Below are 26,261 nucleotides of genomic sequence, written 5' to 3'. Positions count from 1 at the left end.
CACGGGGGCGCAAAGGAACGTCTGCGTCGCTCCAAGCAAACCGTGGCTAGGGAGGCTCCATGTTCGCCAAGATCCTGATCGCCAATCGCGGCGAGATCGCCTGTCGGGTGATCCGCACGGCTCGAAAGATGGGCGTGCGTACCGTTGCCGTCTATTCGGATGCCGACGCGAAATCCCTGCATGTCGAGATGGCCGACGAGGCGGTGCATATCGGCGCCTCGCCCGTTGGCGAAAGCTATCTGCGCGGCGACAAGATCATCGCCGCGGCTTTGGCCACGGGCGCGCAAGCCATTCATCCCGGCTACGGCTTCCTGTCGGAAAATCCTGATTTCGTCGACCAGGTGGTGACGGCGGGGCTCATTTTCATCGGCCCGTCGGCGGCCTCGATCCGTGCCATGGGGTTGAAAGATGCCGCCAAGCGGCTGATGGAAAAGGCCGGCGTGCCGGTCGTGCCGGGCTATCATGGCGAGGCGCAGGAGATCGTGCTGCTTGCGTCCAAGGCACGCGAGATCGGCTATCCCGTGCTGATCAAGGCGCGCGCCGGCGGCGGCGGCAAGGGCATGCGCCGGGTCGAACACCCCGATGAGTTTTCCGAGGCATTGTCCAGCGCACGGCGCGAGGCGAAAGCCGCTTTCGGCGACGACCGCGTGCTGGTCGAAAAATATGTCGACAAGCCGCGCCATATCGAAGTGCAGGTGTTCGGCGACAATTTCGGCAATGCGGTGCATCTCTACGAGCGCGACTGCTCGGCGCAGCGCCGCCACCAGAAGGTGATCGAGGAAGCGCCCGCCCCTGGCATGACCGAGGCTTTGCGCAAAGCGATGACGGAGGCAGCGGTGAAAGCCGCCAAGGCGATCAATTATTCGGGCGCCGGCACCATCGAGTTCATCGTCGATGCCTCGCAGGGCCTGAAGGCCGACCGCTTCTGGTTCATGGAAATGAACACCCGCCTGCAGGTCGAACATCCGGTCACCGAAATGGTGACCGGCACCGATCTGGTCGAGTGGCAGTTGCGGGTCGCATCGGGCGAGAAGCTGCCGAAGATGCAAAGCGAGATTGCGCTCGCCGGCCATGCCTTCGAGGCGCGCATCTATGCCGAGGATGCGGCAAAAGGATTCCTGCCGGCGACCGGCACGCTGCATCATCTGAAATTTCCGGATGCAGCCCCCGAAGGCGCGACTATGCGCATCGAGACCGGCGTGCGGGCGGGTGACGCCGTCTCGCCCTATTACGACCCCATGATCGCCAAGCTGGTCGTCCACGCAAAGGACAGGCAGGCGGCACTTGACGCGCTCGGTGCGGCGCTGTCGCGAACCGAGATCGCCGGTTCGACCGTCAACACCGCCTTTCTTGCCGCTCTCGCCGCCGATCCGGACTTTGCCGCAGGCGATGTCGACACCAGCCTGATCTCCAGGCACCAGACGGCGCTGACCGAGATCGCGCCGCCGACCGGCGAAACCATTGCTGCCGCGGCCGTTGCGGCCTCCGGCGCCGGAGCAGCGCCGCTATCCGACGATCCGTGGTCGTCGATTGCCGGCTATGCGCATTTCCACAGCGTGGCGCGACGCACACGGCTGAAGTTCGGCGAAGACGATATCGCGGCGAAGGTCTCGGTACGGCCGGACGGGCGATTCCAGGTCGCGCTGGACAAGCCTTATGACGACACCAATTCGCATGATTTTCGCGCCGCGCCACGTCTCGCCTGCTGGCCAGGCCACATCACGGTGTTCGAGGGTGCCGTTGGCTATACCTTCGCCGTGCCGAACCCGCTGGCACGGGCCGATGATGCGGCGGCAGGCGCCGGCAGCCTGCGTGCGCCGATGCCGGGGCTGGTCAAGCTGGTGCGCGCGGCAATAGGCGATGCCGTGACCAAGGGCCAATCGCTGCTGATCCTCGAGGCGATGAAGATGGAGCACACCATCGCCGCGCCGCATGACGGCGTGATCGCCGAGATCGCCACAGAGGGCGCGCAGGTCACCGACGGGACGGTGCTGGTGCGGTTCGTCGAGGACCAAAACGCCTCGACCGCAGCAGTGAGCTGACGGCTCGGAAAGACAAACCACAGGGCAAACAAGAAAATGGCCGGGACGAGCCCGGCCATTTCTCTATGCTATCCAGTCGCCAGGGCGGCGACTACTGCGCGATCGGCGCGTATTTGCCGTCATGCCACTGGTTGATGTCGTAGCTGGCATTCTTGAGGTCGCCCTTCTCGTCGAAGGTGACATCACCGACAACAGTGCTGATCGGCGTGCCGTTCTTCAACGCTTCGGCAACCTTGGCCGGATCGTCGCTGCCGGCGCGCTTGATGCCTTCAGCGAAAGCCTGGATGGTGGCGTAAGAGAACAGCGTGAAGCCCTCCGGCACGAAACCGCCGGCCTTGATCTTCTCGACGGCTGCCTTGGCTTCCGGCTTTGCCTGGGGATCCGACGGGAAGACGAACATGGTGCCCTCGCCGGCCGGGCCGGCGACCTGCCAGAATTCGGGCGAGGCGATGGAGTCCGGCATGATCAGCTGGAACTTCAGGTTCTGTTCCGCCGACTGACGCAGGATCAGGCCAGCTTCAGGATGATAGCCGCCGAAATAAACGACGTCGGCTTTCAAGTCTTTGAGCTTGGTGACGAGAGCCGAATAGTCCTTCTCGCCAGCGTTGATGCCGTCATAATAGACCTCCTTGAGGCCGCCGGCATTCATCGTTGCCCTGACGGCGTCAGCCACGCCCTGTCCGTAGGCGCTCTTGTCATGCAGGACGACGACATTCTTGCCGGCAAACTTCTTGGCGATCCACGGGCCGATGAAAGCACCCTGCGCATCGTCACGGGTATAAAGCCGCATGATCGTTGGCCAGCCGGCCTTGGCCGCCGCGTCGGTCAGCACCGGGTTGGAAGAAGCCGGGCTCATCATCAGAGCGCCGGCTTCGGCATAGACGGCCGAGGCCGGGATGCTCGAACCCGAGCAGGCATGGCCGTCGATGAACTTGACGCCATCGGCGACGACGCGGTTGGCAACCGACACGGCCTGTTTGGGATCGCACTGGTCGTCTTCGATATCGAGCTTGATCATCGACCCGTTGACGCCGCCAGCGGCGTTGATGGCGTCTGCAGCGGCCTGTGCGCCCTGCTTGAACTGATCGCCGATGGTGGCGAGCTGTCCGGTCATCGGGCCGATCACCGCAAAGGTGATGTCGTCGGCGAATGCGACCGGCGTGCTCATCATCAGGCCGAATATGGCCGCGTTCAAAATACTCAATTTTTTCATGATGGTAGAACTCCTCCACTCACGCGCGGCCGCCCCGGCCGCGCTTCTTCCAGAGAGGCCGGACAATTTCATCCTTCCTTGGGCCTGTCTAGGCGCATTGGCGCCGCTCGATTGGGCCTGCAAGACGTCATCCACGCAAAAAGCCACGCCAGCCTTGTTCCGGCTGGTCGTGGCTTTTTGCCCGTCGAGCAATCTCCAGGCGCCCCCGCGCCTAAAAATCCCGCTCACCTTCCCTGTGTCGCGCACGACTAGGCCCTGCGGCCTGCCGCGTTCTCTTTCTTTTATGTCGTTGACCGTCTTGCGCGGCCTTCTGTTCCGCCGGGTCTGGCTGTCTGTGCAGTCTTGATCCCGGAGCTTCCCTGTCTTCGATAAGCCCATCTGCGATTGGCAGATCTCAGTGCATGGTCATCCATTCGCGGGCTTCGCGAAGCGCCTTGGCGATCTCGACCTTCGACATGGCCGCCGACAGTTCCGAGCGCAGTTCCGCGGCGCGGGCCGAGCCCTTGATCGCGGCGATGTTGAACCATTTGTGGGCGGCAACGACATCGGTCTCGCAATCGCGGCCGGTCGCATACATCATGCCCAGTTCGAAAAGAATGTCGGCCTGGGCAGTTGCCCCCATGGCGCCGAAACCTGCTTCAAGCATTTCAAAACGTGCCATTTCAATCCCCTGTTTCCGGCCCCTGTCAGGCTCCCGAGAGCTGCCTTCGTTCGTGCTTGCCGGCTGCTCTTCCGATGCTTTCGAGAATGCCGTGCAGGCTTGAATCCGTCGTTAAATGGCGTGCTTAATTTGAGGAAAACAAAGCTAAAACAAGAGGTAAACGCGAAAATTCGTTAAGGATACAAAGCCAGCAATTCAGCCTGCTTGCGTCAAATTTGACGAAAATTTTCCGACGCCAAGTCAAGACTTCGCTAACCACGGGAGACAATGGCGAAGCGCTGATCGTTTCATTTCCTTGGCCAGGAGGCGCATTCAGGGGCTTTCAAAATCCGAAAGTCTTCCGTTGCGGCACCGCTTTTGTTTTGCTGGGAGCTGGATTAGCTTACGTTTGCGTAAGCGGCAGACCGGCGAGGCGGAGCACCCAGCCGGACATCCAAAGGGAGGAAGACATGTTTCGAAAAGCGAGCCTGGCCCTTGTGGCCACATTGATCATGGCCGGTGCGGCCTGGGCCGATCCGATCGAGGGCAACTGGAAGACGCAGGCCGGCGACACCGCGGCCATCGCTGGCGGCGGCACGTTTTCCATCACGCTCAAGTCCGGCAAATATGCCGGCAAGACCATCGGCTCGCTCAAGGCGGCAGGCGACAACAAATATGCCGGCAACATAACCGATCCGGCAAACGACAAGACCTATTCGGGCAAGGCGACCCTTTCGGGCAGCTCGCTGAAGATGAGCGGCTGCGTGCTCGGCGGACTGATCTGCAAGAGCCAGACCTGGCATAGACTTTAATTCTGCAGGGTGATATCGGACGGTCTCCAAGCACCAAAGGAGACCGTCCAGCCATGCTACAGCCCCGCGAACTCAAGGGACGTAGTGCGATTTCCTATGCCCGCTGGTCATCAGGCAAGCAGGCCCAGGGCGACAGCTCTGCCCGGCAGACAAAGAATGCAGAAGCGTTCTGCACCAACTTCGGCCTCACCCTCGACGGGCGATTGGTTGACAACGGGGTGTCAGCCTTCAAGGGAGGCAACCTCGATCTCGCGGCAAGCCTCGGGCAGTTCATTGCAGATGTGAAGGCCGGGACCATCCCAAGCGATACGGTCCTCCTCTTGGAGAACCTCGACCGCTTCTCACGCATTCATCCCATGGATGCCCAGCCAGTCCTCTCCGAACTACTCAAGACCGGCCTTACTTTAGTGACCCTGCAGGACCAGCGAGTCCACACGTATGAAGACTACCGCGCTAACTTCTCCAGCCTGATGATGTCCCTCATGTCCATGCAAGCCGCCTATGAGTACAGCGCCAAGCTGTCCCATCGGGTCGGCGAAGCGTGGAAACGAAAGGCCGAGAAAGCACGGGCAGCGGTCGCAAGCGGAGGCGGAAGGGTCAAGGTCGCCAAGCTCCCCTTCTGGATTGACCGTGAAACCAACGGGCTGAATGGGCGAGCCGATGACGCGCGGCTGGTCTTCAAGCTTGCCGAGGAAGGCCACGGACAACAGGCAATTACACAGATATTGAACACTCGCGGCATCCCCTCGCCCGGAGGGAACACTTGGGCACAAGCTGTCGTCGGGGATGTCCTTCGGTCCCAAGCCGCCTACGGGTGCCTTGTCCTCAAGGGCGAAGAGGTCCCTGGTTATTTCCCGGCGCTGATCACCGAGACCGAATGGCTGGTCACTCGCCAGCGCACCAAGGCCCGTCGTCACAGCAGACAGGTGGGGCGGACATCGAACCTGTTTTCTCGCATGGTCCACTGCGGACACTGCGCCTCCCCGATGGTTCTCACGTCCTCTAAGAAGGGTAGTGCGGTGTGGGGCTATTTCACCTGTACGGGCAAGACCTTCAAGCGCACCGGATGTACCGCCCCCAACTGGCGATATGACCAGTTCGAGCGAGAGTTGATTGACCGCATTGGTTTCCTGGCTGTTCCTGTACCGCAGGACCAGACGACCCCCGATCTCGCAGCGAAACTTGAGGAGACCATAGGTGCCCTTGAGGCCAAGAAGTCCAATGCTGTTGCCGGTGCCCTTGAGGCAGAGACCGCCGATGTCCGTAAGGCTTTCTCAGGGCAGGCCGATGAACTGGCCCGCCATATAGAGGCAAAGCGGCGGGAGATCGTAGCCATCCGAGAGAACGACGCCCGATACCGCGAGAGCGCGGCGGCTGTCATCGACTTCGAGATGGATCAGGAAGAGATTAGACGGCTGGCCAAGGAGGACCGGAAGGGAGCCCAAGGGCTCATCTCCAACCTTGTGTCTCGCATAGACCTTGAGAGCGACAGCAAGACCCTCAGGAGGGCGGTTGTCACCATGCGAAGCGGTTACAGCCACGCGATTATCTTCGACAGCACCGGCGAGCCGGGCTGATTACGCACTCATATAGAATAGGTATCCATATAGAGGAGCGACGCGCTTGCTGCCTTCGTGGCAACGCCCGTGCGCAACCCGCTGATATTGCCCGCTCATGTTGAGTGATAGACCACGAGAATTAGCGGTTGCTAATTAGGTTCCCATACAGAGGGATACAACGCCCTCCATGACGATTACCCACCCATAATGATAGACGTACGAAGCTCCTCGCCACTTCGCCCCCGTTTTCTTCACGGCCTGTCGCCAAGGGCACCACGCCCCACAAGCAAGACCTGATACCTGACTGGTTCACCCGCCGCTATTCGGTCGATGAAACTAAGGCCCTTCGGGACGGCAACGCCGCCCGACCGCAGAACGTGACCCGCGACGTGTCAAGCCGTGGCCACCCCTATACTGCCAACCTAAGCCAATCGACTCCCAACACGCCTAAGGCCCGAGAAAGGCATTCCATCGCCATGACCATGCACACCAAGCTCACGCCCAGCCTCACTGGATGGATCAAGCATCACAAGTCGGCAGCTATTGCCCGAAGCGGTCGGTCACTGACCGCCGCAGAGGTGATCACAGAAAGTGTCCGCTACAAAACCAAGTGCGGACGGCCCACCCTTGCTCGCGGAGAAATCTTCAACCTCGTCACTGGCGAGATTGTCACCGGCTGCCTGTCATTCTCCAAGGCCCTCGATGTCCTTCGGGAAAGCTACCGCATCGATACCACCGTCCGAAAACTGATCCCCCTGCTGGAACGCAAGGGGCTGGTCGAGCGCCGCCTTGCTTGGCGCATGGTGTCCATGGTGACCGACCCGACCGCAAGGAAACCGGAGTATCGCCACGACGCAATCGCCACGAGAGCAGCGATAGGCGACGGCCTTCTGATATCCATTCACTACAGACGGAAGGACGAGAACTGGGTCCGAACCTTGGTGACCCCCGATGGACTTGAGTTTCTCGCGCGGCTCCTGAAGGCACCAACAGGAACCGTCAAGAAACCCAAGGCTCGGGATACCGTGCGGGCATTACTGGCCGAGGGTAGAACGCAGGCCGATATCGTTCAACTGAGTGGCATGTCCAAGCAGGCGGTTTGGTACCACGCAAAGTCCATTAGCAACCTCTAAGTCAAAGAAATCGGTCGTCGCTATACTATAGACAGGAGATCACTGGAGGTTCGAGATAGCCTGGCGGTACCAGTCAGGAACCCATGGATGAGACGGCTTCGCCGTTCATGGGATAACCGACCGCATTGCCAGCTTCGCTGAGGGAGACAAAGATTGATAGTCATCAATGATGATCATCGCTTTGTCTCACCCAAGCCATGGCTTCAGGATAGTCAGCTCTTCTATCGGTATAGGCTCTCCGATAGCCAACCTGACGACAACCTGAAGTTCATCTCTCCGAGTGCTTTAAGTCTGAGTCCTTGCTCCCACCTTTTTTTGTTGGAGGGGGAGCGCCCTGTCGAGTGGGTCAGTAGCTCCTGCAGTTCGTATAGATACCGGTCTTGATGCACCTCACCTGGTTCCCTCCAGGAGGAGTAATCGGCGTCACCTGGGGAGCGGCTATGGTCGGATACTGGATCGGAGCTGGCTGGACTATGAAGTCAGTCCCTGAGCTTTGGTTCTGCCGAGGCTGAGTCTGCTGATACATCGCCATTTGCGCCGGCGTCAGGGCGAACCTCTCCCCGATTGGTTGACGCTCGCTGTTATAGCAGAAGATTTTGCTGTTGGTCGGGTGCATCTTGTAAAAGGCACAATCCGAGTCACCGCCCATATAGTAGTTGCCGCCTATAAGAGTTGGCTGTGGTCCAGTATTGCTGACACACCCGGCCAGCAAAATTGTCGAGATAATCCAGCTGCGTTTCACGATCTATCCCCCCATGGTTGCGCAATCGAGATAGCGCAGCTCGGATTGGTCTTTCAACAATACCATGTTGAGCCAACGATTGACGTTACGGTAGGTGTATCCCGACTAACCTGGGCTGCCTCAATTCCCCCTTTGGCCCCTTAGAAGGCCTCTGCATTGCCGTTGCCATTTGTTGACCTGTCGGCTTTAGTCTCGCAAAACTGATTTGGGGGACACAAGAAATTGAACCAGCAGGCACTTTCGGCATTCATCTGGTCGGTCGCGGACCTGCTTCGGGGCGACTACAAGCAGGCTGATTACGGCAAGGTCATCCTGCCCTTCACGGTGCTGCGGCGTCTCGACTGTGTGCTGGAGCCGACCAAGGAAGCCGTGCTGGCCGAGCATGCGGCCAAGACTGCCCAAGGGATGAACCCCGAGCCCTTCGTTCTGCGCAAGGCCGGGCAGACCTTCTACAACACGTCAAAGCTCGACATGCACAAGCTGATGGGCGATCAGGATAACATCGCCCAGAACCTGTTCGCCTACATCCAAGCCTTCTCGCCGGATGTGCGCGACGTCTTCGAGCGGTTCGAGTTCGCGGTACAGGTGGACCGCCTCGCCAAAGCAGGGCTGCTCTATCAGGTCACCGAAAAATTCGCTCGCATCGATCTGCACCCCAGCAAGGTCGACAATCACCAGATGGGCCTCGTGTTCGAGGAATTGATCCGCAAGTTCGCGGAACTCTCCAACGAGACCGCTGGTGAACACTTCACGCCTCGCGAAGTCATCAGGCTGATGGTCAACCTTTTGTTCGTCGAAGACGACGCCATCCTGTCGAAGCCAGGCGTGGTGCGAACCATCTACGACCCAACAGCGGGCACCGGCGGGATGCTTTCGGTGGCCGGTGAGCATCTCGTCGAACACAACGACAAAGCGTCGTTGGTCATGTACGGGCAGGAGCTGAACCCGGAGTCCTACGCCATCTGCAAGGCGGACATGCTCATCAAGGGTCAGGATGTTGCCAACATCGTCTTCGGCAACACCCTGTCCGACGATGGCCATCCGAACGAAAAATTCGACTACATGCTGTCCAATCCGCCCTTCGGCGTCGAGTGGAAAAAGGTCGAGAAGGCTGTCCGCACCGAACATGAGAGCCAAGGGTTCAACGGCAGGTTCGGCTCCGGGCTGCCTCGGGTGTCCGATGGGTCGCTGCTGTTCCTCATGCATCTTCTGTCCAAGATGCGACCGGCGGTCGATGGCGGCAGCCGCTTCGGCATCGTGCTGAACGGCTCGCCATTGTTCACCGGCGGGGCGGGCAGCGGGGAGAGCGAAATCCGCCGCTATGTGCTGGAGAACGATCTGGTCGAGGCCATCGTCGCACTGCCCGTCGACATGTTCTACAACACGGGCATTTCCACTTATGTCTGGGTGCTATCCAACCGCAAGCCAGCCCACCGCAAGGGCAAGGTGCAGCTCATCGATGCGTCGAGCTTCTGGCGCAAGATGCGCAAAAGCCTCGGCTCCAAGCGCAAGGAGATGGGCGACGAAGACATCGCCACTGTCACCAGATTGTTCGGCGGCTTCCTCAAGGCGAAGCTTGCAACCGTGCTGGACGCCCATGGCAAGGAAGTGGCGCGGCAGGTCGTGCTGGAGGGCGAGCAGCCTCCGGCGGACCCCGAGAGCGGCAAAGTCAAGCTTGCGCCACTGTCGCGCATCTTTGCCAATGAGGACTTCGGCTACCGCACCATCGCCGTAGAGCGCCCCCTGAGGGACGAGCAGGGACGCCTTGTCCTTGGCGAGCGCGGTAAGAACAAGGGCAAGCCTCAGGCCGACAGTGCGCTTAGGGACACCGAAAACGTGCCGCTGGCCGAGGACGTGGACGCCTATTTCCGGCGCGAGGTTCTGCCCCATGCTGAGGACGCATGGATCGACCACGAGAAGACCAAGGTCGGCTATGAGATCCCCTTCAACCGGCACTTCTACGTCTTCGAGCCGCCGCGTCCACTTGCCGAGATTGATGCCGATCTGAAGCAGGTCACCGACCATATCCTGAAAATGATCAGAGAGCTTTCAGCGTGACACAACAAGCCAAGTCGGAGGTTGAGTGGATCAGTGAATTGCCAAGCCATTGGCGGGCACTTCCCCTTCGAGGGTTAGCTGTAGCGGGTCGCGCTTCATTCATCGACGGCGACTGGATTGAAGCGCCGTACATTACAGAGGACGGAGTCCGCTTACTTCAGACCGGCAACGTGGGAACAGGCCAATTCCGTGAGCAGGGCTTCAGATATGTGTCTGAGAGAACCTTTGATGACTTGAGATGCACAGAGGTGAGCCCTGGGGATGTACTAATCTGCCGCTTGGCAGAGCCTGTCGGGAGGGCATGCTTGGCACCTCACCTCGGGGTTCGCATGATAACGTCGGTTGACGTTTGTATAATGAAGCCGTCCAGCGACAACGACCGGCGGTTCATTGTTTATCTCCTCTCCTCACCTAACTACCTGAGCTACATGGAGGGGCAGTGTAGGGGGGGCACCAGAGATCGGGTAAGTCGAAGCTTTCTCGGTGCGGTACGTGTACCAGTGCCACCCCTCCTCGAACAGACCGCCATCTCAGCCTTTCTCGACCGCGAGACGAGCAAGATAGATGCCTTGGTGGAACAGCAGGAACGGTTGATCGAACTGCTTAAGGAGAAGCGCCAGACCGTCATTTCCTATGCAGTCACCAAGGGTCTGAACTCCAATGTCCCGATGAAAGACACGGGGGTCGAGTGGCTGGGCAACGTGCCGGACCATTGGCAGGTCGGCCCGCTTCGTCGTTTTGTAACCGGTGTTCAAACAGGAAGAACACCGACGACCGAAACACCAGCAGTCGAGATCGAAGGCGGCGTACCTTGGTACACTCCCGGCGATTTCAATGGACAACTTCTCTTGGACATAGCGGCCAAAGCAGTGTCCAAAGAGAGTATCGAAAATGGTGAAGCAAGTTTCTTTCCAGAAGGCTCGGTGTTGGTTGTCAGCATCGGCGCGACCTTGGGTAAAGTCGGGCTTGCTGTTGCACGGTCATCGGCGAACCAGCAGATTAATGCTGTTATACCATCGAAATTCGTGGACAGTCAGTTTTTGGCATTCTCGTTGGCATCCAAAGCAGACGCAATGCGATACCTCTCGAACGCCTCGACAATTGGCATCATGAACCAAGAAAAGACCAAGGAAATTCCGATGGTCCTTCCTCCTCTGGAAGAGCAGGTCGAAATTTGTCACTACCTCACCCGCAAGACTACTGAGTTTGACACACTGATCTCAAAGGCTGCGGATGCAGTCAGTTTGCTTCAGGAACGACGCGCCGCTCTGATTTCCGCCGCCGTTACCGGCAAGATCGACGTGCGGCAATACGCGAACGTCGAGACGGCGGCATGAGGCGAACGCCCTCCGGAAAAATCATTGCGCAATTTGCTCCGCCAGCATGGATCGAGAAGCGGATCAAATCGCTGTCGGAAAGTCTGAAAGATTGTAAAGACGCCGCGCAACGTAGACGCCTAAGAGAAGAGCTTTGCCGGTTACAGAAGACGATGGGCGGCTTAACTGTCGTGAAGCCCGACAGGAGTCCTGAGGCGTCCCGAGTGCCGCTGCCAAGGTCATACATCGAGGAACGGCAGGCAAAGATCAGGGACGGCGAGCGCGTTTCCGGTCGCAAATCGGCCAGAGTTCATTTCGTCCAAGGGGGCGCCCCCGGAAGTGGCAAGGGGGGCAAGGGAAAATGACCCTGCACAAGGAGATCAGCTTCGAGGCCGAAATCTGCGACCATCTTGCTGCGAACGGCTGGCTGTACGCCGATGGTGATGCTCCTGCATACGACCGGACCCGTGCGCTGTTTCCCGCCGATGTCGTGGCATGGGTCAAGGCGAGCCAGCCGAATGCCTGGGACACCCTGAGCAAATCCCATGGCGCTGCTGCTGAACCACTTCTTCTCGATCGCATCCGCAAGCAGCTCGATGAACGCGGGACGCTCGACGTATTGCGCCACGGTGTCGAGATGATCGGCCTCAGGGCACCCCTGGCACTCGCCCAGTTCAAGCCAGCACTGGCGATGAACTCCGACATTCTTGCCCGGTATCAGGCCAACGGGCTACGCGTCGTACGGCAGGTGCGCTATTCGCTCGCCAACGAGAACGCCATCGATCTCGTGCTGTTCCTCAACGGGGTGCCGGCTGCCACCGTCGAACTCAAGACGGACTTCACACAATCGGTCACCGACGCGGTGGACCAGTATAGGTTCGACCGCCATCCGATCCCCAAGGTCCAGAACCCCGAGCCGCTGTTGAGCTTTCCAAGTGGCGCACTGGTTCACTTCGCTGTCAGCAATGCCGAAGTGATGATGACGACAAGGCTTGAGGGTCCGCAGACGCGCTTCCTGCCCTTCAACAAGGGCAATGGCGGGGGCAAGGGGAACCCGCCGAACCCCAAAGGCCATCCAACGGCCTACCTGTGGGAAGAAATCTGGCAGCGGGACTCGTGGCTTGAAATCCTCGGTCGCTACATGGTGGCCGAGCGGGACAGCAAGAAGAAGATCAAGGGTGTTATCTTTCCGCGCTTCCACCAACTCGACGCGACACGCAAGCTTCGCGCCTCGGTGCTGGCCGAAGGGGCTGGCGGCAAGTACCTCATCCAGCACTCGGCTGGTTCCGGCAAGACCAATTCCATCGCGTGGACCGCGCACTTCCTCGCCGATCTCCACGACGAAAGGCACCGGAAGGTCTTCGACACGGTGCTGGTGGTGTCCGACCGCAACGTCATCGACACGCAATTGCAGGAAGCGATCTTTAACTTCGAGCGGACCACCGGCGTCGTCGTCACCATCAAGAGCGACAGCGGCGCAAAAAGCGGGCAACTGGCGGAGGCGCTGGCTGGCGGCAAAAAGATTGTCGTCTGCACCATCCAGACCTTCCCCTTTGCCCTCAAGGCCGTACAGGAACTGGCGGCGTCGCAGGGGAAGCGGTTCGCGGTCATTGCCGATGAAGCGCACAGCAGCCAGACAGGCGCGGCTGCAGCCCAGCTAAAGGCGGTGCTTTCCCCTGAGGAACTTGCCGACCTCGGCGACGGAGGGGAGATCAGCTCCGAGGACATTCTCGCCGCCCAGATGGCTGCCCGGGCAAGCGACAAGGGCATCACCTATGTCGCCTTCACAGCCACGCCAAAGGCGAAGACCCTTGAGCTGTTTGGCCGTCGCCCCTTTCCGGAACAGTCTGCCAGCGAAACAAACCTGCCAGCAGCCTTCCACGTCTATTCCATGCGACAGGCCATCGAGGAGGGTTTCATCCTCGACGTGCTGCGCAACTACACGCCCTACAGCCTTGCCTTCAAGCTTGCCCATGAGGGCAAGGAGATGGACGACACCGAGGTCGAGCGCAGTGCTGCGGTCAAGTCCCTGATGCGCTGGGTGCGGCTGCACGACTACAACATCAGCCAGAAGGTGCAGGTCGTAGTCGAGCATTACCGCTCGCTGGTGCAGCCACTGCTCGACGGCAAGGCCAAGGCGATGGTTGTCGTCGGCAGCCGCATTGAGGCCGTGCGCTGGCAGCTCGCCATCAACAAATACATCAAGGAGAAGGGCTACAAGCTGGGGACGTTGGTGGCGTTCTCGGGTGAGGTCAACGACCAGACAAGCGGGCCGGACCCTTTCAGCGAAACCAGCAAGGGGATGAACCCGGGGTTGAACGGTCGCGACATCCGCGAGGCCTTCAAGTTGCCCGAGTATCATATCCTGCTCGTGGCCAATAAATTCCAGACCGGGTTCGATCAGCCCCTTTTGTGCGGCATGTATGTCGACCGGCGGTTGGCAGGCATACAGGCGGTGCAGACCCTGTCGCGGCTCAACCGTGCGCATCCCGGAAAAGACACGACTTATGTCCTCGACTTCATCAACAGCAGCGACGACATCCTCAAGGCTTTCCAGACCTACTACGAGACTGCCTCGTTGGAGAATGTGACTGACCCCAATCTCGTCTTCGACCTGCGGGCCAAACTGGACGCCTTGGGGTACTACGACGATTTCGAGGTCGAGCGGGTGGTCAAGGTCGAGCTGGACCCGACATCAAAGCAGGGCGACCTCGTCGCCGCCATCACGCCTGTCACTGACCGGCTCTTGCGCTCCTACAGGGATGCTCAAGAGCGGTTGCGCATAGCCAGGTCGAAAGATGATGCCAAGGCGGCCAAAGACGCTCAGGACACGATGGATGCTCTCGTGCTGTTCCGTGCCGACATGGGCGCGTTCGTGCGCCTTTATGCGTTCCTGTCCCAGATATTCGACTACGGCAACACCGCCATCGAAAGCCGCCATATCTTTTACCGCCGCCTCGTCCCGTTGCTGGAGTTCGGGCGCGAGCGGCAGGAGATCGACGTTTCCGGTCTAATGCTTACCCACCATAAGCTTGCCGACAAGGGGAAGCGTACGCTGGCGCTGGGCGGCGAAGGTGAGAAACTCCAGCCGATCGCTGAAACCGGCTCAGGCTCCGTTCAGGAGAAGCAGAAAGCGTTGCTGGCGGAGATCGTCGCCAAGCTGAACGACCTGTTTCAGGGCGATGTAACCGACGATGATCAGCTCATCTATGTGAACAATGTCATCAAGGGCAAACTGATGGAGTCTGAGACGCTTGCTCAGCAAGCCGCCAACAACTCCAAGGAGCAGTTCGCAAATTCCCCCGATCTGTCCAAGGCGATCCTCGACGCCATCATCGACGCCTTCGAGGCACACACGACGATGAGCAAGCAGGCGCTGGACTCGGCCAAAATCCGCGACGGCCTCAAAGATGTCCTTCTCGGACCGGGGCAACTCTGGGAGGATCTTAGGACGCGGCGGGAAGAGACCGACGTTTCGCCGTGATGGCAAAGGCAGGAAGATGAATGGGTAGGCGATAGGCTTCACGATACGGGCTATCTTCGTCCACTTAATGGTCCCCTAGTAGGGCACATTAGTAAACCTTCATGAACCTTTCGTGAGGCCGGGCAAGGCGAGAACACTGGCCGTCCGACCCTCACTCCATGTCAGGCACGTCCCCGCCAACAAAGAGCGTTGTCGGCTCCCCATATTCGCCGAGCGACGGGTTGGCATCGCGCGACCACGCAATGACCCCGGCATGTTTCCCCGCCAAGCCCTTTGCGGTCCTTATCGCCCGGTCCTCGGTCTGCTGCTCGGCTGGCCCATAGACAGGCTGAAGGTCGCCACTCTCATCGCGGTCGAAGGCGGTGACAACTATCAGCTTAGGGGCGCTCTGCTGGGGAAGAATGTGGTCTGACATTTGATGCCTTTCGTCGGCTGTTAGTCGGTGCTGGAGCGCTTCCGTCGATGCCACCCCCGGCTGAACCCATAGCTGACCGCAGGAGCCCACAGGGCCACCTCGCGTTCTAATGCGGCGTTGGCGGCCAGAAGAGCCTTCACCGCCTCTCGGGCATCCCCTCCGTAGGTCGCGATGGTCTGATCGACCGCAAGGTCCCAGTCAGTAGCGGGAGGATCAATTTGCTGTTGCTCGGCTGGCATTGTTCTGTCTCACAGGCATCTCTCACCATTGCCGCGATGCTCGAAACAGAACCAATGCGGTGTCTGCTTTGGCTTGGCGAAACCCCATCCGGCATCCTTGCCGCAGCCAGGATGTTCGCAACAATGATGCTGGATGCCGGGGGCTGTGACGTGCTCGGGCCTTGGAAGCCTGATCTCGTCGCTCATGTCGCTGGCCTCAACCAACGACAGGCGAGGTCTCGTCGTAGCCAATCGCAACCCTGCCCGGACGCCGGTAGGCCACGGCAAGTATCTTGGTCTCAAGCTCGCAGTTGTAGACCATGAGCGCCTTCACAGTCTCGAGCGGGCTGTCGTAGCGGGCGATCAACTTCTCCGCTTCGGAGTGCAGTTCGGCTTTGGCTTCGGCGTCAAAGTGCATCGTACCCATGGTGCTTTCATCCTAGCGGCTCGCGCGGCGCGGTGCCGAGCGACCATCGAGCTGATCCTGAAGCCGACCGTTAAGAACGATCATTTCCTTGAGCGCCTTCATCACGTCCCCTTTGTGGACGGCAACGAACTTGTCGGCGACGGCTTGAAGGGCAGCCTCTTGCCGGCTGTCCAGTGTCACAATGTGGTGCATGGCGATCACTCCAAACGCTGCATGGCAAAAGTGAACAAAAAGAGAACATAAATGTCAAGCGCGGATTGACCAAGAGAGGAATGAGTTCCTATTTTGGGTCATGCCTGATACTGGTGGACGTCGAAAGCGCGGTGGCGAATGGAAGCTCAGCAATGCCCATGAGATTGGGCAGCTCGTGCTGGTCCGTTGCGGGCTTTGCAACGTCAAGCGCTGGTACCTGCCGGGTGACCTCAGGGAAATCTTCGGGGACATTGAGGCCGATTTGGTGGGAAGCAAAATGAGCTGCAGAAGGTGCGGCAAGAACGGGTACATGCATGCCGAGACACAGAACCCTTCCGCACGAGAACGGCAGAGCATCCGCGTGAGGCGGCTTGCGGAGATCAGGACGGTGAGGCGGATCGTTTGGATGGATGAAGACTAAGCCTACCGTTTCCGGAGCGCATTTAACGCGTTGAAAAGCTTCTCGGCTCGGCCCAGCGTACTCAAAACCTCCGGTCCATCACCGCTCAAGGTGCCAGGATTGGTAAGGAGCCAAGCCGCCGGGGTGAAATGGTCGAACTCCGGTATGCTTTCTGGTAACACCCGGAAGTATGCCTCAGCCTTCTTTACCTGCCGCTCGGTGTTTTCGTCAGCCGCTTTTAGCTTCGCGGGGTCGAGTTCATTGGCTCCCGAAAGGCCATAGGCCTTGTTGACGATGCTGCAGAAAAGTTGCGGGTCGAATAGGTCTTCGACATCTGCTTCTTCTTGAGCGGTGAAATCAGCCATCGTTAGGACACCACCATCTTTGATGATCTGACTGCGTCTCAGGGCGTCAAGTTTGTTGCGGTCTTTCTTGGTGTAGTCCGAAAGCGCAATCACATCGAGGTTATTGCCGCCAAAGAGCGACACAAAGGAGTGGATCTTGTCGATGCCCCCCGCCGGACAGAGAACCCAGCTTGGATCAAGCCCAGTCCTGCTCCGGCGTACAAGCTCAGCGGAAAGCGCCTGCAGATAAAGAATGTCACCCGGGCCTTCGACAAGGATCGTGTGCTTGCCCACAAAGAGTGTCTGCGTCAGCGAGTAGCCAAGAGCACCCTGCAATGGGAAGACCGAGTCCCGGTCAGCGTTTAGGACATCCTCGCGAACCTGGGTGCCAGTTGGTGTGCGGCGTCCGCGATCATCGACCTTTACGAGGTCCTGGACGATCCGAGACGCCATGAGGTTCTCGTGAGGCACCATAAAAGGTGAGTGCGTGGAGTAGATCATTTGATGGTGCGGGGAGAGCTTCTCCGAGAAATATCGCAGCAGATCAGCCTGAGCGAGACCATGCAATGTCAGACCCGGTTCATCGAGCAAGAGCAGAACTTTCCCCTTCGCTTCCTTCTTGACCCGGTCGAACTTGATGAGGAAAGAGAAGAACCATGTGAAGCCTGCGCTCCGTTCCGAGAAGGACGTGTCCGCCTTGTGGAGTTGGTTGTAAATACGCGCCCGACCAACCGCGCCCGAGTTGAACGGTGCCGGGTCGCCAGACCTGCCTTCTGACACGTTAACCCGAACCTCGATGTCTTGGTTTTGGGTCCAGTACTCAAGGATTTCTTCTGTGAGCACGTTAGAGGCAGCCTGCAGCCGGGCGTTGAAGCTCTCGAAAGTAGTAGCCCCGAGTATGTCCTCCAGCGATACGCCCGAGTACGCAAGGAACTCCCAAAAGAGGCGATCCCCGCGTAGCTGGTCGTCAGTGAAGAGTGTGCCGTCGCTCGCTCGATCATTGAGCGTGGGTAAATGCACTACGGCGTTCATCCGGTCGTAGACCGAAAAATACATAAACTGGGGAAAATAAGGCTCGAGGATTTGCTTCACACGGCCGGGCACCGATGAATAGGGGTAGCTCGATAGCTTGTCGAGGAGGGCCTTGTGCTTGGGATTAGATCCCGCCAATTCCTTCAACTTCGCTAGGAGTTCATCGCTCGTTGTAGGAGTCCCCAACTGGCTTTTTTCGGGAGCAGAGAAGGCCGAATGAGCGATCAAATAGTCGATGGCGGTTTTGACATGCACTGGAACGGTCCAGTGGACATCAGAATTGTAGGATCGGGATATCGTCACCTTATTGTCGGCAACCGCGTCCAAGCCAAATTCAGCCGCGATCAGGGCCTTCTGGGCGTCGTTGATCTCCCAGGTTGTAGTGGCAACAATCGCCTCTTTATCCTTATGCCGCTCGCTATAGCGGGCCAGGAACCGCTTTGGGTAATCGCGTTCAATATCATATTGGAAAGGCGTAGCGGGGTGAGGGTTTAGTCCCGCCAATGCTTGGAGGATTGCCGTTTTCCCCGCTTCGTTTTTTCCAACAAGACATGTGAGATGCTCGACGGAGAAATCTCCGGAGTCTTCAACCGAACGAAAGTTCTGTATGTGGACAGTTTTCAATTCCATGAAGGCCTCCCCAAGAAAACCAAAAAATAACTCGAATAGCTACAGCGCTTTCATCAAAACCTTGGAGCCTGCGCAATCCGCAGTTTTCGCCAGTTAAATCACGCAAAGTCGTTGATGACTTCCCCCAAGATGTCCGCTTTTGCACGAGCGAGTCATGCGCTTACGCGAGCGTAACATCACAATCCAACTATCCTCTCTATTGCCGCTTTGGCTCTAAAGCAACGACAGTTGGCCCGGTCCTTGGGGAAACTTGATCTGTGTGGCGGGCTTCTCGACAATCACAAGGGCATCGTCAGGTGCCGGGCGCTGCAAGCCCTTCGCTTCCGACCACGGGGCACTCAGCCATGTTTCGGTTTCCTCTTGTGTCCTTAGGATCACCGGCATCGCCTTCTCGTGGATCGGCTTGATGAGGGCGTTAGGTTCGGTCGTCAGGAACCCATAGACCTCGTGATCACCGGGGCCATCCTTCACCTTGCGCACCCCATGCCAAGGGGTCCATAGACCAGCGAAGAAGAACAGCGGACGGTCCTCGTTCAAAGCAAACCAGTAGTTCCGCTGAATGCCGGTCTCGGGGTCCTTATCGTTCGGCGTCGGGCTCGGTTCCGCGAAGCTGGTCACCGGCACCACACAACGATGCTCGACACCGAGATACGGCTGCCAATGAAAGTAGTTGGTCTTGCGAACGTTGGTGGTGCCATAATCGGCCTTGCCTTTCACTCGCTCGGGCGGTGACGGCATTCCCCATAGGAGCCTTGCAAGCTCGCGCTGACCGTCAAGCATATTGCGGACAACTGGGCCGGGGGTATTGGGATAGACATCAAGCGAGGGCTCTAGGTTGCCCAGGATGTCGCTCAGGGCGCGGGTCCACTCGCGGACCGCATCTTGACTAGTGGTGATGTTGTAGAGGTTACACACTGAGGTCAGTTCACTCCAGCTTGATCTGCAATCTCGCGAGCAATGCCTACGATTTGGCGGGCTAAGCCACTGGGAATTGCCGCGTCAAAACCATGAACAATTTGACTTCGAACATTGAGCGCCGCCACCAGTTGGAACAGCTGAGCCTGACTGATTTTTCCAGCCTCGAAGGCAGTGCGAATGAGCCTGCTGGGATCAGAGACGCTCGGCCCCTCTTTTTGGTTGTTCAGCATCACCCGTAGGCTTGTTTCTATTGCAATCCATGCCACGGCTATGCCCTCCCCGAGGTCTCCTCGCTCGACTAGCTCCGAAGCAAGGTCGATCCGGCGACGCACAGAACTCGATGCTATCTCAGCGTGAGGACTTGAAGCTGAGGGGGCCAAAAACCGGACTTCAAACTGGAAGTTTGGATGGCGTTCGACCATTCTACGCATGTCAGCAATTCGCCGCCCCGTCGTTTGGCCTTGCTTCCTAATTTCGACGACCGTGTGCTGGTCGCCCTTGCGTAGCACCAGATCGGGTTTGAAATTTAACATAGAAGCAAATCGGTTGGGGTCTTCTGGGACCCAACCAAGCCTTTCGAATTCCGCTGAGATATCTCTCGTGAATTCTGCTTCGGAGATCACGCGATCACTCCCCATTCCAATTCAAAAACGCGAACAACGGTCACTTCGCCGTCTCTGACGAACCTGTCATCGTCGACTATTTCGTCCTTGATGTGTGCTAGTTCCTCGGGCATGGCGTTGATCGAGCCTTTCTCGGCTATGAGGCGATGAACCTGTCTGTCGTCATCGATTACCAGCTTAACCAAGGCATCCAGCAGTGGCTTCAAAACATTATCTAGGTCGGGCTGCGTTTCGTCTGTAGGGTCTCCGCTCAGCCAATGGACCCGAACTTCGACTAGCGCCGTCGTTAGAACGAACCCACGCCCCTTCGAAAGGTCGTCAGCTACCTCCGCCGCCGCTGACTTCACTTTCGCACGCCACCGAGGGTAACCGGGTGGCCTCTCCTCTTCTTCATTTCGGTACGACACAGGGCGGCCAAAGACCCAATACTCGAAAGGCAGCTCGCACTCTATGGGGTCACGCTTCCTGCCCACTGCTGGCCCTTGTGGTTCCAGTCGATCCAACATCCAACCAGTGGCGCCAGACGCTTCGGCTACTACCCTAACCGAAGAACCGGTTGGGTCTAGCCGCAAGCCATAACACAGTAGGCGAAATAGACCTTGAAATGACCCGTTAACAGGTTCTTACTTGCTCCAGGCAGGTTGGGGCTCTGTCAGGTTGTGCGTACAGTTTCTCTCGTTGTAGCAGTTGGATCAATTGTCGCGGCAGCGGCGTCTCCGGCTTGGGCGCTGGAGTACACTCCAGTTTCCTCTCCGGGCCAACAGCCATTCCTTGTGGTCTCCGGAGAATTTGGCGTCAGCGAACCACTGACAGCATTCACAAACGCCGTGGTGAGCAGCGGGGCCAGGGTGATTGTCTTCAACTCCCCCGGAGGCAGTGTTGGCACCGCAATACAGCTAGGGCGTATGATCCGTACAGCGGGCTTGGACACACTCCAAGTTCGCCAATTGCAGTGCGCCTCAGCTTGCTCACTGGCCTTCTTGGGTGGTGTCCGCCGAGTTGCAGATGCGGGCTCCATTGGCGTTCACAGGGCATCTTTCGACGCGAATAGCGGCATGTCCGCTGATGAAGCCGTGGCTCAAATCCAAGCCGGAACTGCTCAGGTCATGGCCTACATGACAGAAATGGGAGTAGACCCCAAGCTCATGGAAGTAGCCTTGAGCTACGACAGGTCCGACATGAGGTACCTATCGGCCAGCGAAATGGCGGACTTGCGGGTGACCAACGTCGCGGTCACGCAATCGCCGGTAGATGCATCTCAGGTGCCCACGAGCACCAGTCCCGCGCCTGTGCCTGTCCCAGACGCCAGCGCCAGCGCCAAGCAAGAGTTGGAGGGCGCTGCGGTAACCTTCATCAAGGGGCTTATCGAACACCATGGGGACCACGCCGAGTTGGCTCTCGCTGAAGTTCAGTCCTCATATGCTCCCACAGTTGACTATTATGGGAAGCTGACGGACCTAGGCTCGATCATTCAAGACAAGAGAAACTATTTCGAGCGGTGGCCCGAGCGGGGATACAACGTTCGCGATGGCAGCTTGATGGTCTCCTGCGCTAACGACAGGTGCATGGTCTCGGGCACTTATGACTGGATCGTGCGTAGCCTGCCTAGGCACAAGCAGGCAAAGGGCGTAGCGAATTTCAGCTACACGATATCGATTGGGTCCAACCCCAAGATCGTTGCTGAGACCAGCAAGGTCCTGCGCTGATAGGGGTTGAGTTCTCCCGGCCAAAAATTGCGAAAAATCTGTTTCGGTATTCGTATATAAGACCGTGCTGAATTCCCCCCGTAGCCCCCCGGACAACCTCTGTGCCTCCCCCTATATCGCAGACCAAGAAGTGCCCCTTCCTATGCATTTGCACAATGTAAGGGATGCACACCTCGCGGCCTACGTAGGGCGTTTGTCCTTGTAAGGGATGCCTGTAGGGATGCCTGCAAGGCCTCTCCGGTGCCTCAAAAATCCTATGTTCGAGCTATGCGTCCAACACATTCCGTAAAATAAAAGCTAAGTCTGGCACAAGCTCTGATCGAGCGCATCCTTCTGACATGAGGACGGGGCCCCGACGGGCCCCGTTTTCGTTTTGTCGCGGCGCAATGCCCTGGCCTCGTCGCCTCCCGCCGGCACCTGTCGAAACCGACGCCGGCGCGGTCAAAATCCCGTCAATCATTTTGAACCGCAGATGAACGCCGGCATCAGAGCCGGTTCAGTTGCATCAGGGCATTCTCCGGCGTGTTGAAGGAGACCCGACCCAATGCTTGCTCGCCGCTTCACCATCGTCTGCCTGCTGGTGAGCCTGTTTGGAATGTTCTTCGCCATCCTCGTCGCCGAAGCGGGTCGTCCGGCCCGCGCCTGGGACGAAGCCAGTTCCAGAACCTGCCGCCTCGCCTGCCCCACCCATCTTCGCAACTGAACAAAGAAACCAAGACCTCGAAAAGAAAAGCTGAAACACCATGAACCGCATCGCCGCCAACGCTCTCAAGACCCTTCGGCTTCTGCCGCGGGCGGCGCTTATCCTGACGGTTCTGGCCGCTCCGGTTCTGGCCGTGCCGATGATGCGCACTGACGCCGGCTCGACGATCGACGCACCGGCTCTGAAGAAGTCCGGCGTCGGCTTCGTGCTCCTGGTCAGCCTGCAGCGCGGTTGAAGAAAAATGACGCTTTGGCGGCCTTCGGTCGCGACACCCCTCCCAAGTGCCGATCCGAGTCTCTATATTGAGCCATGGAAAAGCGAATCTACCCACAAGCTATCGAATCTGTCGTCATGCCGGAGCCTTTTGGCCGGCAAAGCTTTGATAGCGCTGAAAAGGCAGTCGCGGCACTGCAGGCGCTTTACGACCGCAACACCAAATTCCTGCGCGACTCCTTTGCAGAACTGGCGGCAGCGGGCGGCGACAATGGCAAGCGCTACCGGGCCTTTTATCCGGAGATCGGCGTCACCACCAACTCGTTCACCCAGATCGACTCGCGCCAAGCCTATGGCCATATGCCGACACCGGGGCATTTTTCCACCACCATCACCCAGCCGGGCCTGTTCGAAAGCTACCTCGTCGAGCAGTTGCGCCTGATCATGCGCAATCATGGGGTTGCGGTCACGGTGTCGGAATCGACCACGCCGATCCCGCTGCATTTCGCCTTTCTCGAAGGCACCCATGTCGACGGCGCGGCAGCCGAGCGCATCAAGCGGCCGATCCGCGACCTCTTCGACGTGCCGGATCTCGACGGCACCGACGACCAAATCGCCAACGGCACCTTCGAAGTGGCCTTCGGCGAGCCGAGGCCACTGGCGCCCTTCACGGCGCAGCGCATCGACTATTCGCTGCACCGTCTTTCGCACTATACGGCGACCACGCCGCAGCATTTCCAGAACTTCGTGCTGTTCACCAATTACCAGTTCTACATAGACGAGTTCGTCGCCCGGGCCCGCGACCTGATGGCCAATGGCGGCGGCGGATACACCGAGTTCGTCGAGCCCGGCAATGTCACCACCAGGGTCGGGCAAAGCGCGCCCAGCGAAGGGGTAGCACCACCGCGCCTGCCGCAAATGCCGGCCTATCATCTGAAGAAGCCGAACCATGGCGGCATCACCATGGTCAATATCGGCGTCGGGCCCTCCAACGCCAAGACGATCACCGACCACATCGCGGTGCTGAGACCGCATGCCTGGGTGATGCTTGGTCACTGCGCCGGCCTGCGCAACACCCAGGCGCTAGGCGACTATGTGCTGGCGCATGCCTATGTGCGCGAGGATCACGTGCTTGACGACGATCTTCCGGTCTGGGTGCCGATCCCGCCGCTGGCCGAGATCCAGGTGGCGTTGCAGGAAGCTGTCGCCGAAGTCACCGGCCTGTCCGGCTATGACTTGAAACGCATCATGCGCACCGGCACCGTCGCCACAATCGACAACCGCAACTGGGAACTGCGTGACCAGCGCGGCCCGGTGCAGCGGCTGTCGCAGTCGCGGGCGATCGCCCTCGACATGGAATCGGCGACGATTGCCGCCAACGGCTTCCGCTTCCGTGTGCCCTACGGCACGCTCCTGTGCGTTTCGGACAAACCATTGCATGGCGAGTTGAAGCTGCCTGGCATGGCGACCGAATTCTACAAGCGCCAGGTGGCGCAGCACCTGACCATCGGCATCAGGGCTATGGAGAAGCTTGCGGAAATGCCGATGGAGCGGCTGCATTCGCGCAAGCTCAGAAGTTTTTCGGAGACGGCGTTCCAGTAGGTCGGTTCCACGCATCGCATGGGCATTTCGTCATCTTGATTGAGCCGCATTTTTGCCGATAAGCAGGCGGTATGGAGAGAGCGAGCTTCGGGACATTGCTGATGTCGGTTGCATTCTTGGCAATGCTCGTCTGTTCGGTCGCGCTGGTGGCCGGGTTTTTCGGAACGCTGCATCCGGCCTTCGATTCCTTCTCGCATTTCCGCGTCCACCTTGCCGTGCTGATGGCGCTTTGCGCGCTGCCGCTGCTGGCCACGACATTTCGCTTGCAAGCAGCCGTGGCGCTGCTTTTTGCCGTGGCGGCTTTTGCCACGACCTTGAACACTTTGCCCAGTCCATGGCCGGTTCAAGCTGCCTATGAAGCCAAGAACGAAAATCGTGCGACCTACAAGCTGCTGCAGATGAACCTGCGCTACGACAATCCGACGCCAAAGAAGGTGCTGTCGCTGATCGGCCGGACCAATCCCGACGTGGTCACCCTCGACGAGGTGTCGGCGATGTGGGCGACCGAGCTTGGCTATATCAGCAGCGCATATCCATACCGGATCCTCTGCCCGTATCCGAACGGCATATTCGGCGTCGCACTGCTCTCGCGGCGGCCCTTTGCCGCCGGCACCGAGGCGCGTTGCGAACGGCGCGGCGCGATGGCGACAGCGACCGTCGACTTCGGCGGCATTGACGTCGATGTCGCGGCGATCCATCTCAGCTGGCCGTGGCCACGCGAGCAGTACTGGCAGATCGGTGAGCTGACGGAATCGCTCTCCGCGCTCGGCGAGACGGCTATCATGGCGGGAGACTGCAACGCCGTGCCATGGAGTGCCGCCGTGCGGCGCGTCGCCTCGCTCGGCGGGCTGACCGTCATGCCGTCCGCCGGCCCGACCTGGATCCATATCAAGCTGCCGGATTTCCTGCGGCGCTTCGCCGGCCTGCCGATCGACCAGGTTTTCAGCAAGGGCGGCGTGACCATCCATTCCGCGACACGGCTGGAGGATACCGGCTCGGACCACCTGCCGGTCATGGTGGAATTCTCACTCAGGCTGAACCAGCAAAAGCCGGCGGACGAGCATGAAACCGCGACCGCGTCGCTGACACCGGCTGCTGGAAAAACGCCAGGCTAAAAGATCAAGGTCTGACCAAAGCTGTGACGAGATGCTCGACATGGCCACCGTCGCGATGCTCGCTGGCGTCGAAAGCGATCTGCTTCGCCTCATATGCGGCATAGGTGGCATGGATACGCCGCTGCGCCTCGCGGCGCGTCTTGTAACAGGACCGGTCGTCGGCAATGCTGAGGCCGGTGATCGATCTTTCGGTGGCGCGCATCATTTCCCTGGCGAGGCGACCATGGGTTTCTTCGTGAGCGCGGACGCCGGCGAAGAACCGCGCCCAGCGCTTCTGGAGCGCCGGCGGAGTGGTCGAGGCGACACGTGGAAACGTATAGAAGAGATTAAGCGTGCCGTTGGCGCTCCGCAGGCGGCAGACGCCATTGTCCTGGCCGGCGTCGAGGTCCCAATCCACGGTGTAGCCGGTCTGTGCGATGGCGTGCGTCATGAAGCCGTGCTTCGGCCCTTTGCGGTCCATCGCCCCCATCAGCGCGAGACCCGTGGTCCCGGTGATATCATAGGTCCGCGTCTTGACCACCACCCTGGTACCGGCCGAGGCCACCGGAGCGGAACCGAACAGCGCGCCCATCGCCAAAAGGCATGCCAGAACCGCCAAACGCATTGGCCATCTCCCTGTCGTCAGGATATGGAACCATAAGCGCGCGGCAGTTTCAACAGTCCTAATATTTCACAAGCCCGGAAGACCCGAACCTTCGCCGGCATTTGTGCTTGCGGCGGCCAA

At 59.1% G+C, this 26,261-nt stretch carries 22 protein-coding genes; 12 read left to right on the top strand and 10 right to left on the bottom strand.

Annotated elements, in window-relative coordinates; translation table 11 throughout:
• Positions 1–59 precede the first annotated feature (59 nt).
• On the top strand, positions 60–2,042 hold the full coding sequence (locus tag EJ076_RS15885) for an acetyl/propionyl/methylcrotonyl-CoA carboxylase subunit alpha (RefSeq protein WP_126068523.1): 1,983 nt from the start codon (positions 60–62) through the stop codon (positions 2,040–2,042).
• Positions 2,043–2,133: 91 nt separating this feature from the next.
• Here EJ076_RS15885 and EJ076_RS15880 read toward each other — a convergent pair whose 3' ends face one another.
• Together EJ076_RS15880 and EJ076_RS15875 are read right to left on the bottom strand one after the other, a co-directional pair.
• Entirely contained in the window at positions 2,134–3,255 is a 1,122-nt protein-coding gene (locus EJ076_RS15880) for an ABC transporter substrate-binding protein (RefSeq protein ID WP_109662624.1), read from the bottom strand.
• Between the two features lie 394 nt (positions 3,256–3,649).
• Positions 3,650–3,916, bottom strand: coding sequence for a sel1 repeat family protein (locus EJ076_RS15875; RefSeq protein ID WP_010915070.1), 267 nt, complete (start codon positions 3,914–3,916; stop codon positions 3,650–3,652).
• Positions 3,917–4,365: 449 nt separating this feature from the next.
• Here EJ076_RS15875 and EJ076_RS15870 point away from each other — a divergent pair, with 449 nt between their 5' ends.
• The 6 genes from EJ076_RS15870 to EJ076_RS15840 all read left to right on the top strand — a co-directional run bounded on the left by EJ076_RS15870 (position 4,366) and on the right by EJ076_RS15840 (position 14,999).
• Positions 4,366–4,707 carry a DUF2147 domain-containing protein gene (locus EJ076_RS15870; RefSeq protein WP_126068522.1) on the top strand — a complete coding sequence of 114 codons (342 nt, stop codon included), beginning with the start codon at positions 4,366–4,368 and terminating at the stop codon, positions 4,705–4,707.
• 53 nt (positions 4,708–4,760) lie between these two features.
• Entirely contained in the window at positions 4,761–6,284 is a 1,524-nt protein-coding gene (locus EJ076_RS15865) for a recombinase family protein (protein WP_126068521.1), read from the top strand.
• 458 nt (positions 6,285–6,742) lie between these two features.
• Complete coding sequence (locus EJ076_RS15860; protein WP_126068520.1) at positions 6,743–7,399, top strand: hypothetical protein; 657 nt, start codon at positions 6,743–6,745, stop codon at positions 7,397–7,399.
• 964 nt (positions 7,400–8,363) lie between these two features.
• Positions 8,364–10,199, top strand: a complete 1,836-nt coding sequence (locus EJ076_RS15850; RefSeq protein WP_126068519.1) for a class I SAM-dependent DNA methyltransferase — start codon at positions 8,364–8,366, stop codon at positions 10,197–10,199.
• Positions 10,196–11,536: a restriction endonuclease subunit S gene (locus EJ076_RS15845; RefSeq protein ID WP_348639822.1), complete on the top strand. Its 1,341-nt coding sequence runs from the start codon at positions 10,196–10,198 to the stop codon at positions 11,534–11,536. The genes EJ076_RS15850 and EJ076_RS15845 overlap by 4 nt, the downstream gene beginning before the upstream one ends.
• 340 nt (positions 11,537–11,876) lie before the next feature.
• The gene (locus EJ076_RS15840) at positions 11,877–14,999 is read left to right on the top strand and encodes a DEAD/DEAH box helicase family protein (protein WP_126068517.1); all 3,123 of its coding nucleotides are present in this window, start codon (positions 11,877–11,879) and stop codon (positions 14,997–14,999) included.
• Between the two features lie 151 nt (positions 15,000–15,150).
• On the opposite strand, the gene EJ076_RS15835 is transcribed toward EJ076_RS15840, so the two are convergent.
• The 7 genes from EJ076_RS15835 to EJ076_RS15795 form a co-directional block, all read right to left on the bottom strand.
• Entirely contained in the window at positions 15,151–15,414 is a 264-nt protein-coding gene (locus EJ076_RS15835; protein ID WP_126068516.1) for a hypothetical protein, read from the bottom strand.
• Between the two features lie 435 nt (positions 15,415–15,849).
• Positions 15,850–16,059: a hypothetical protein gene (locus EJ076_RS15825; protein WP_126068514.1), complete on the bottom strand. Its 210-nt coding sequence runs from the start codon at positions 16,057–16,059 to the stop codon at positions 15,850–15,852.
• Between the two features lie 12 nt (positions 16,060–16,071).
• A complete protein-coding gene (locus tag EJ076_RS35235; RefSeq protein ID WP_164548509.1) occupies positions 16,072–16,251 on the bottom strand; it encodes a hypothetical protein in 180 nt (59 codons plus the stop codon).
• A 423-nt stretch (positions 16,252–16,674) separates the two neighbouring features.
• Complete coding sequence (locus EJ076_RS15810; RefSeq protein WP_126068512.1) at positions 16,675–18,657, bottom strand: AAA family ATPase; 1,983 nt, start codon at positions 18,655–18,657, stop codon at positions 16,675–16,677.
• Between the two features lie 213 nt (positions 18,658–18,870).
• Positions 18,871–19,572 (bottom strand): SOS response-associated peptidase, encoded by a 702-nt coding sequence (locus EJ076_RS15805; RefSeq protein ID WP_126068511.1) that lies wholly within the window; start codon positions 19,570–19,572, stop codon positions 18,871–18,873.
• A gap of 5 nt (positions 19,573–19,577) precedes the next feature.
• Entirely contained in the window at positions 19,578–20,198 is a 621-nt protein-coding gene (locus tag EJ076_RS15800) for a hypothetical protein (protein ID WP_126068510.1), read from the bottom strand.
• Entirely contained in the window at positions 20,195–20,704 is a 510-nt protein-coding gene (locus tag EJ076_RS15795) for a RusA family crossover junction endodeoxyribonuclease (protein ID WP_126068509.1), read from the bottom strand. Before EJ076_RS15795 ends, EJ076_RS15800 begins: the two co-directional genes overlap by 4 nt.
• Before the next feature lie 549 nt (positions 20,705–21,253).
• Between EJ076_RS15795 and EJ076_RS15790 the strand changes: the two genes are divergently transcribed.
• The 5 genes from EJ076_RS15790 (at position 21,254) to EJ076_RS15775 (ending at position 25,537) form a co-directional block, all read left to right on the top strand.
• The gene (locus EJ076_RS15790) at positions 21,254–21,904 is read left to right on the top strand and encodes a hypothetical protein (protein ID WP_126068508.1); all 651 of its coding nucleotides are present in this window, start codon (positions 21,254–21,256) and stop codon (positions 21,902–21,904) included.
• 544 nt (positions 21,905–22,448) lie between these two features.
• Positions 22,449–22,607 (top strand): hypothetical protein, encoded by a 159-nt coding sequence (locus EJ076_RS35230; protein ID WP_023812838.1) that lies wholly within the window; start codon positions 22,449–22,451, stop codon positions 22,605–22,607.
• Between the two features lie 40 nt (positions 22,608–22,647).
• The gene (locus EJ076_RS15785) at positions 22,648–22,842 is read left to right on the top strand and encodes a hypothetical protein (protein WP_056580548.1); all 195 of its coding nucleotides are present in this window, start codon (positions 22,648–22,650) and stop codon (positions 22,840–22,842) included.
• A 116-nt stretch (positions 22,843–22,958) separates the two neighbouring features.
• Positions 22,959–24,422: an AMP nucleosidase gene (locus tag EJ076_RS15780; protein ID WP_244497920.1), complete on the top strand. Its 1,464-nt coding sequence runs from the start codon at positions 22,959–22,961 to the stop codon at positions 24,420–24,422.
• Between the two features lie 101 nt (positions 24,423–24,523).
• Positions 24,524–25,537: an endonuclease/exonuclease/phosphatase family protein gene (locus EJ076_RS15775; protein WP_348639821.1), complete on the top strand. Its 1,014-nt coding sequence runs from the start codon at positions 24,524–24,526 to the stop codon at positions 25,535–25,537.
• Positions 25,538–25,541: 4 nt separating this feature from the next.
• Here EJ076_RS15775 and EJ076_RS15770 read toward each other — a convergent pair whose 3' ends face one another.
• Positions 25,542–26,141, bottom strand: a complete 600-nt coding sequence (locus EJ076_RS15770) for a DUF922 domain-containing protein (protein WP_126068506.1) — start codon at positions 26,139–26,141, stop codon at positions 25,542–25,544.
• Positions 26,142–26,261 lie beyond the last annotated feature (120 nt).

Source organism: Mesorhizobium sp. M7D.F.Ca.US.005.01.1.1 (assembly GCF_003952545.1).
Lineage (GTDB): Bacteria > Pseudomonadota > Alphaproteobacteria > Rhizobiales > Rhizobiaceae > Mesorhizobium > Mesorhizobium loti.
Note: the sequence above shows the minus strand (reverse complement) of the source record. Positions and strands in the feature narration are given on the sequence as shown.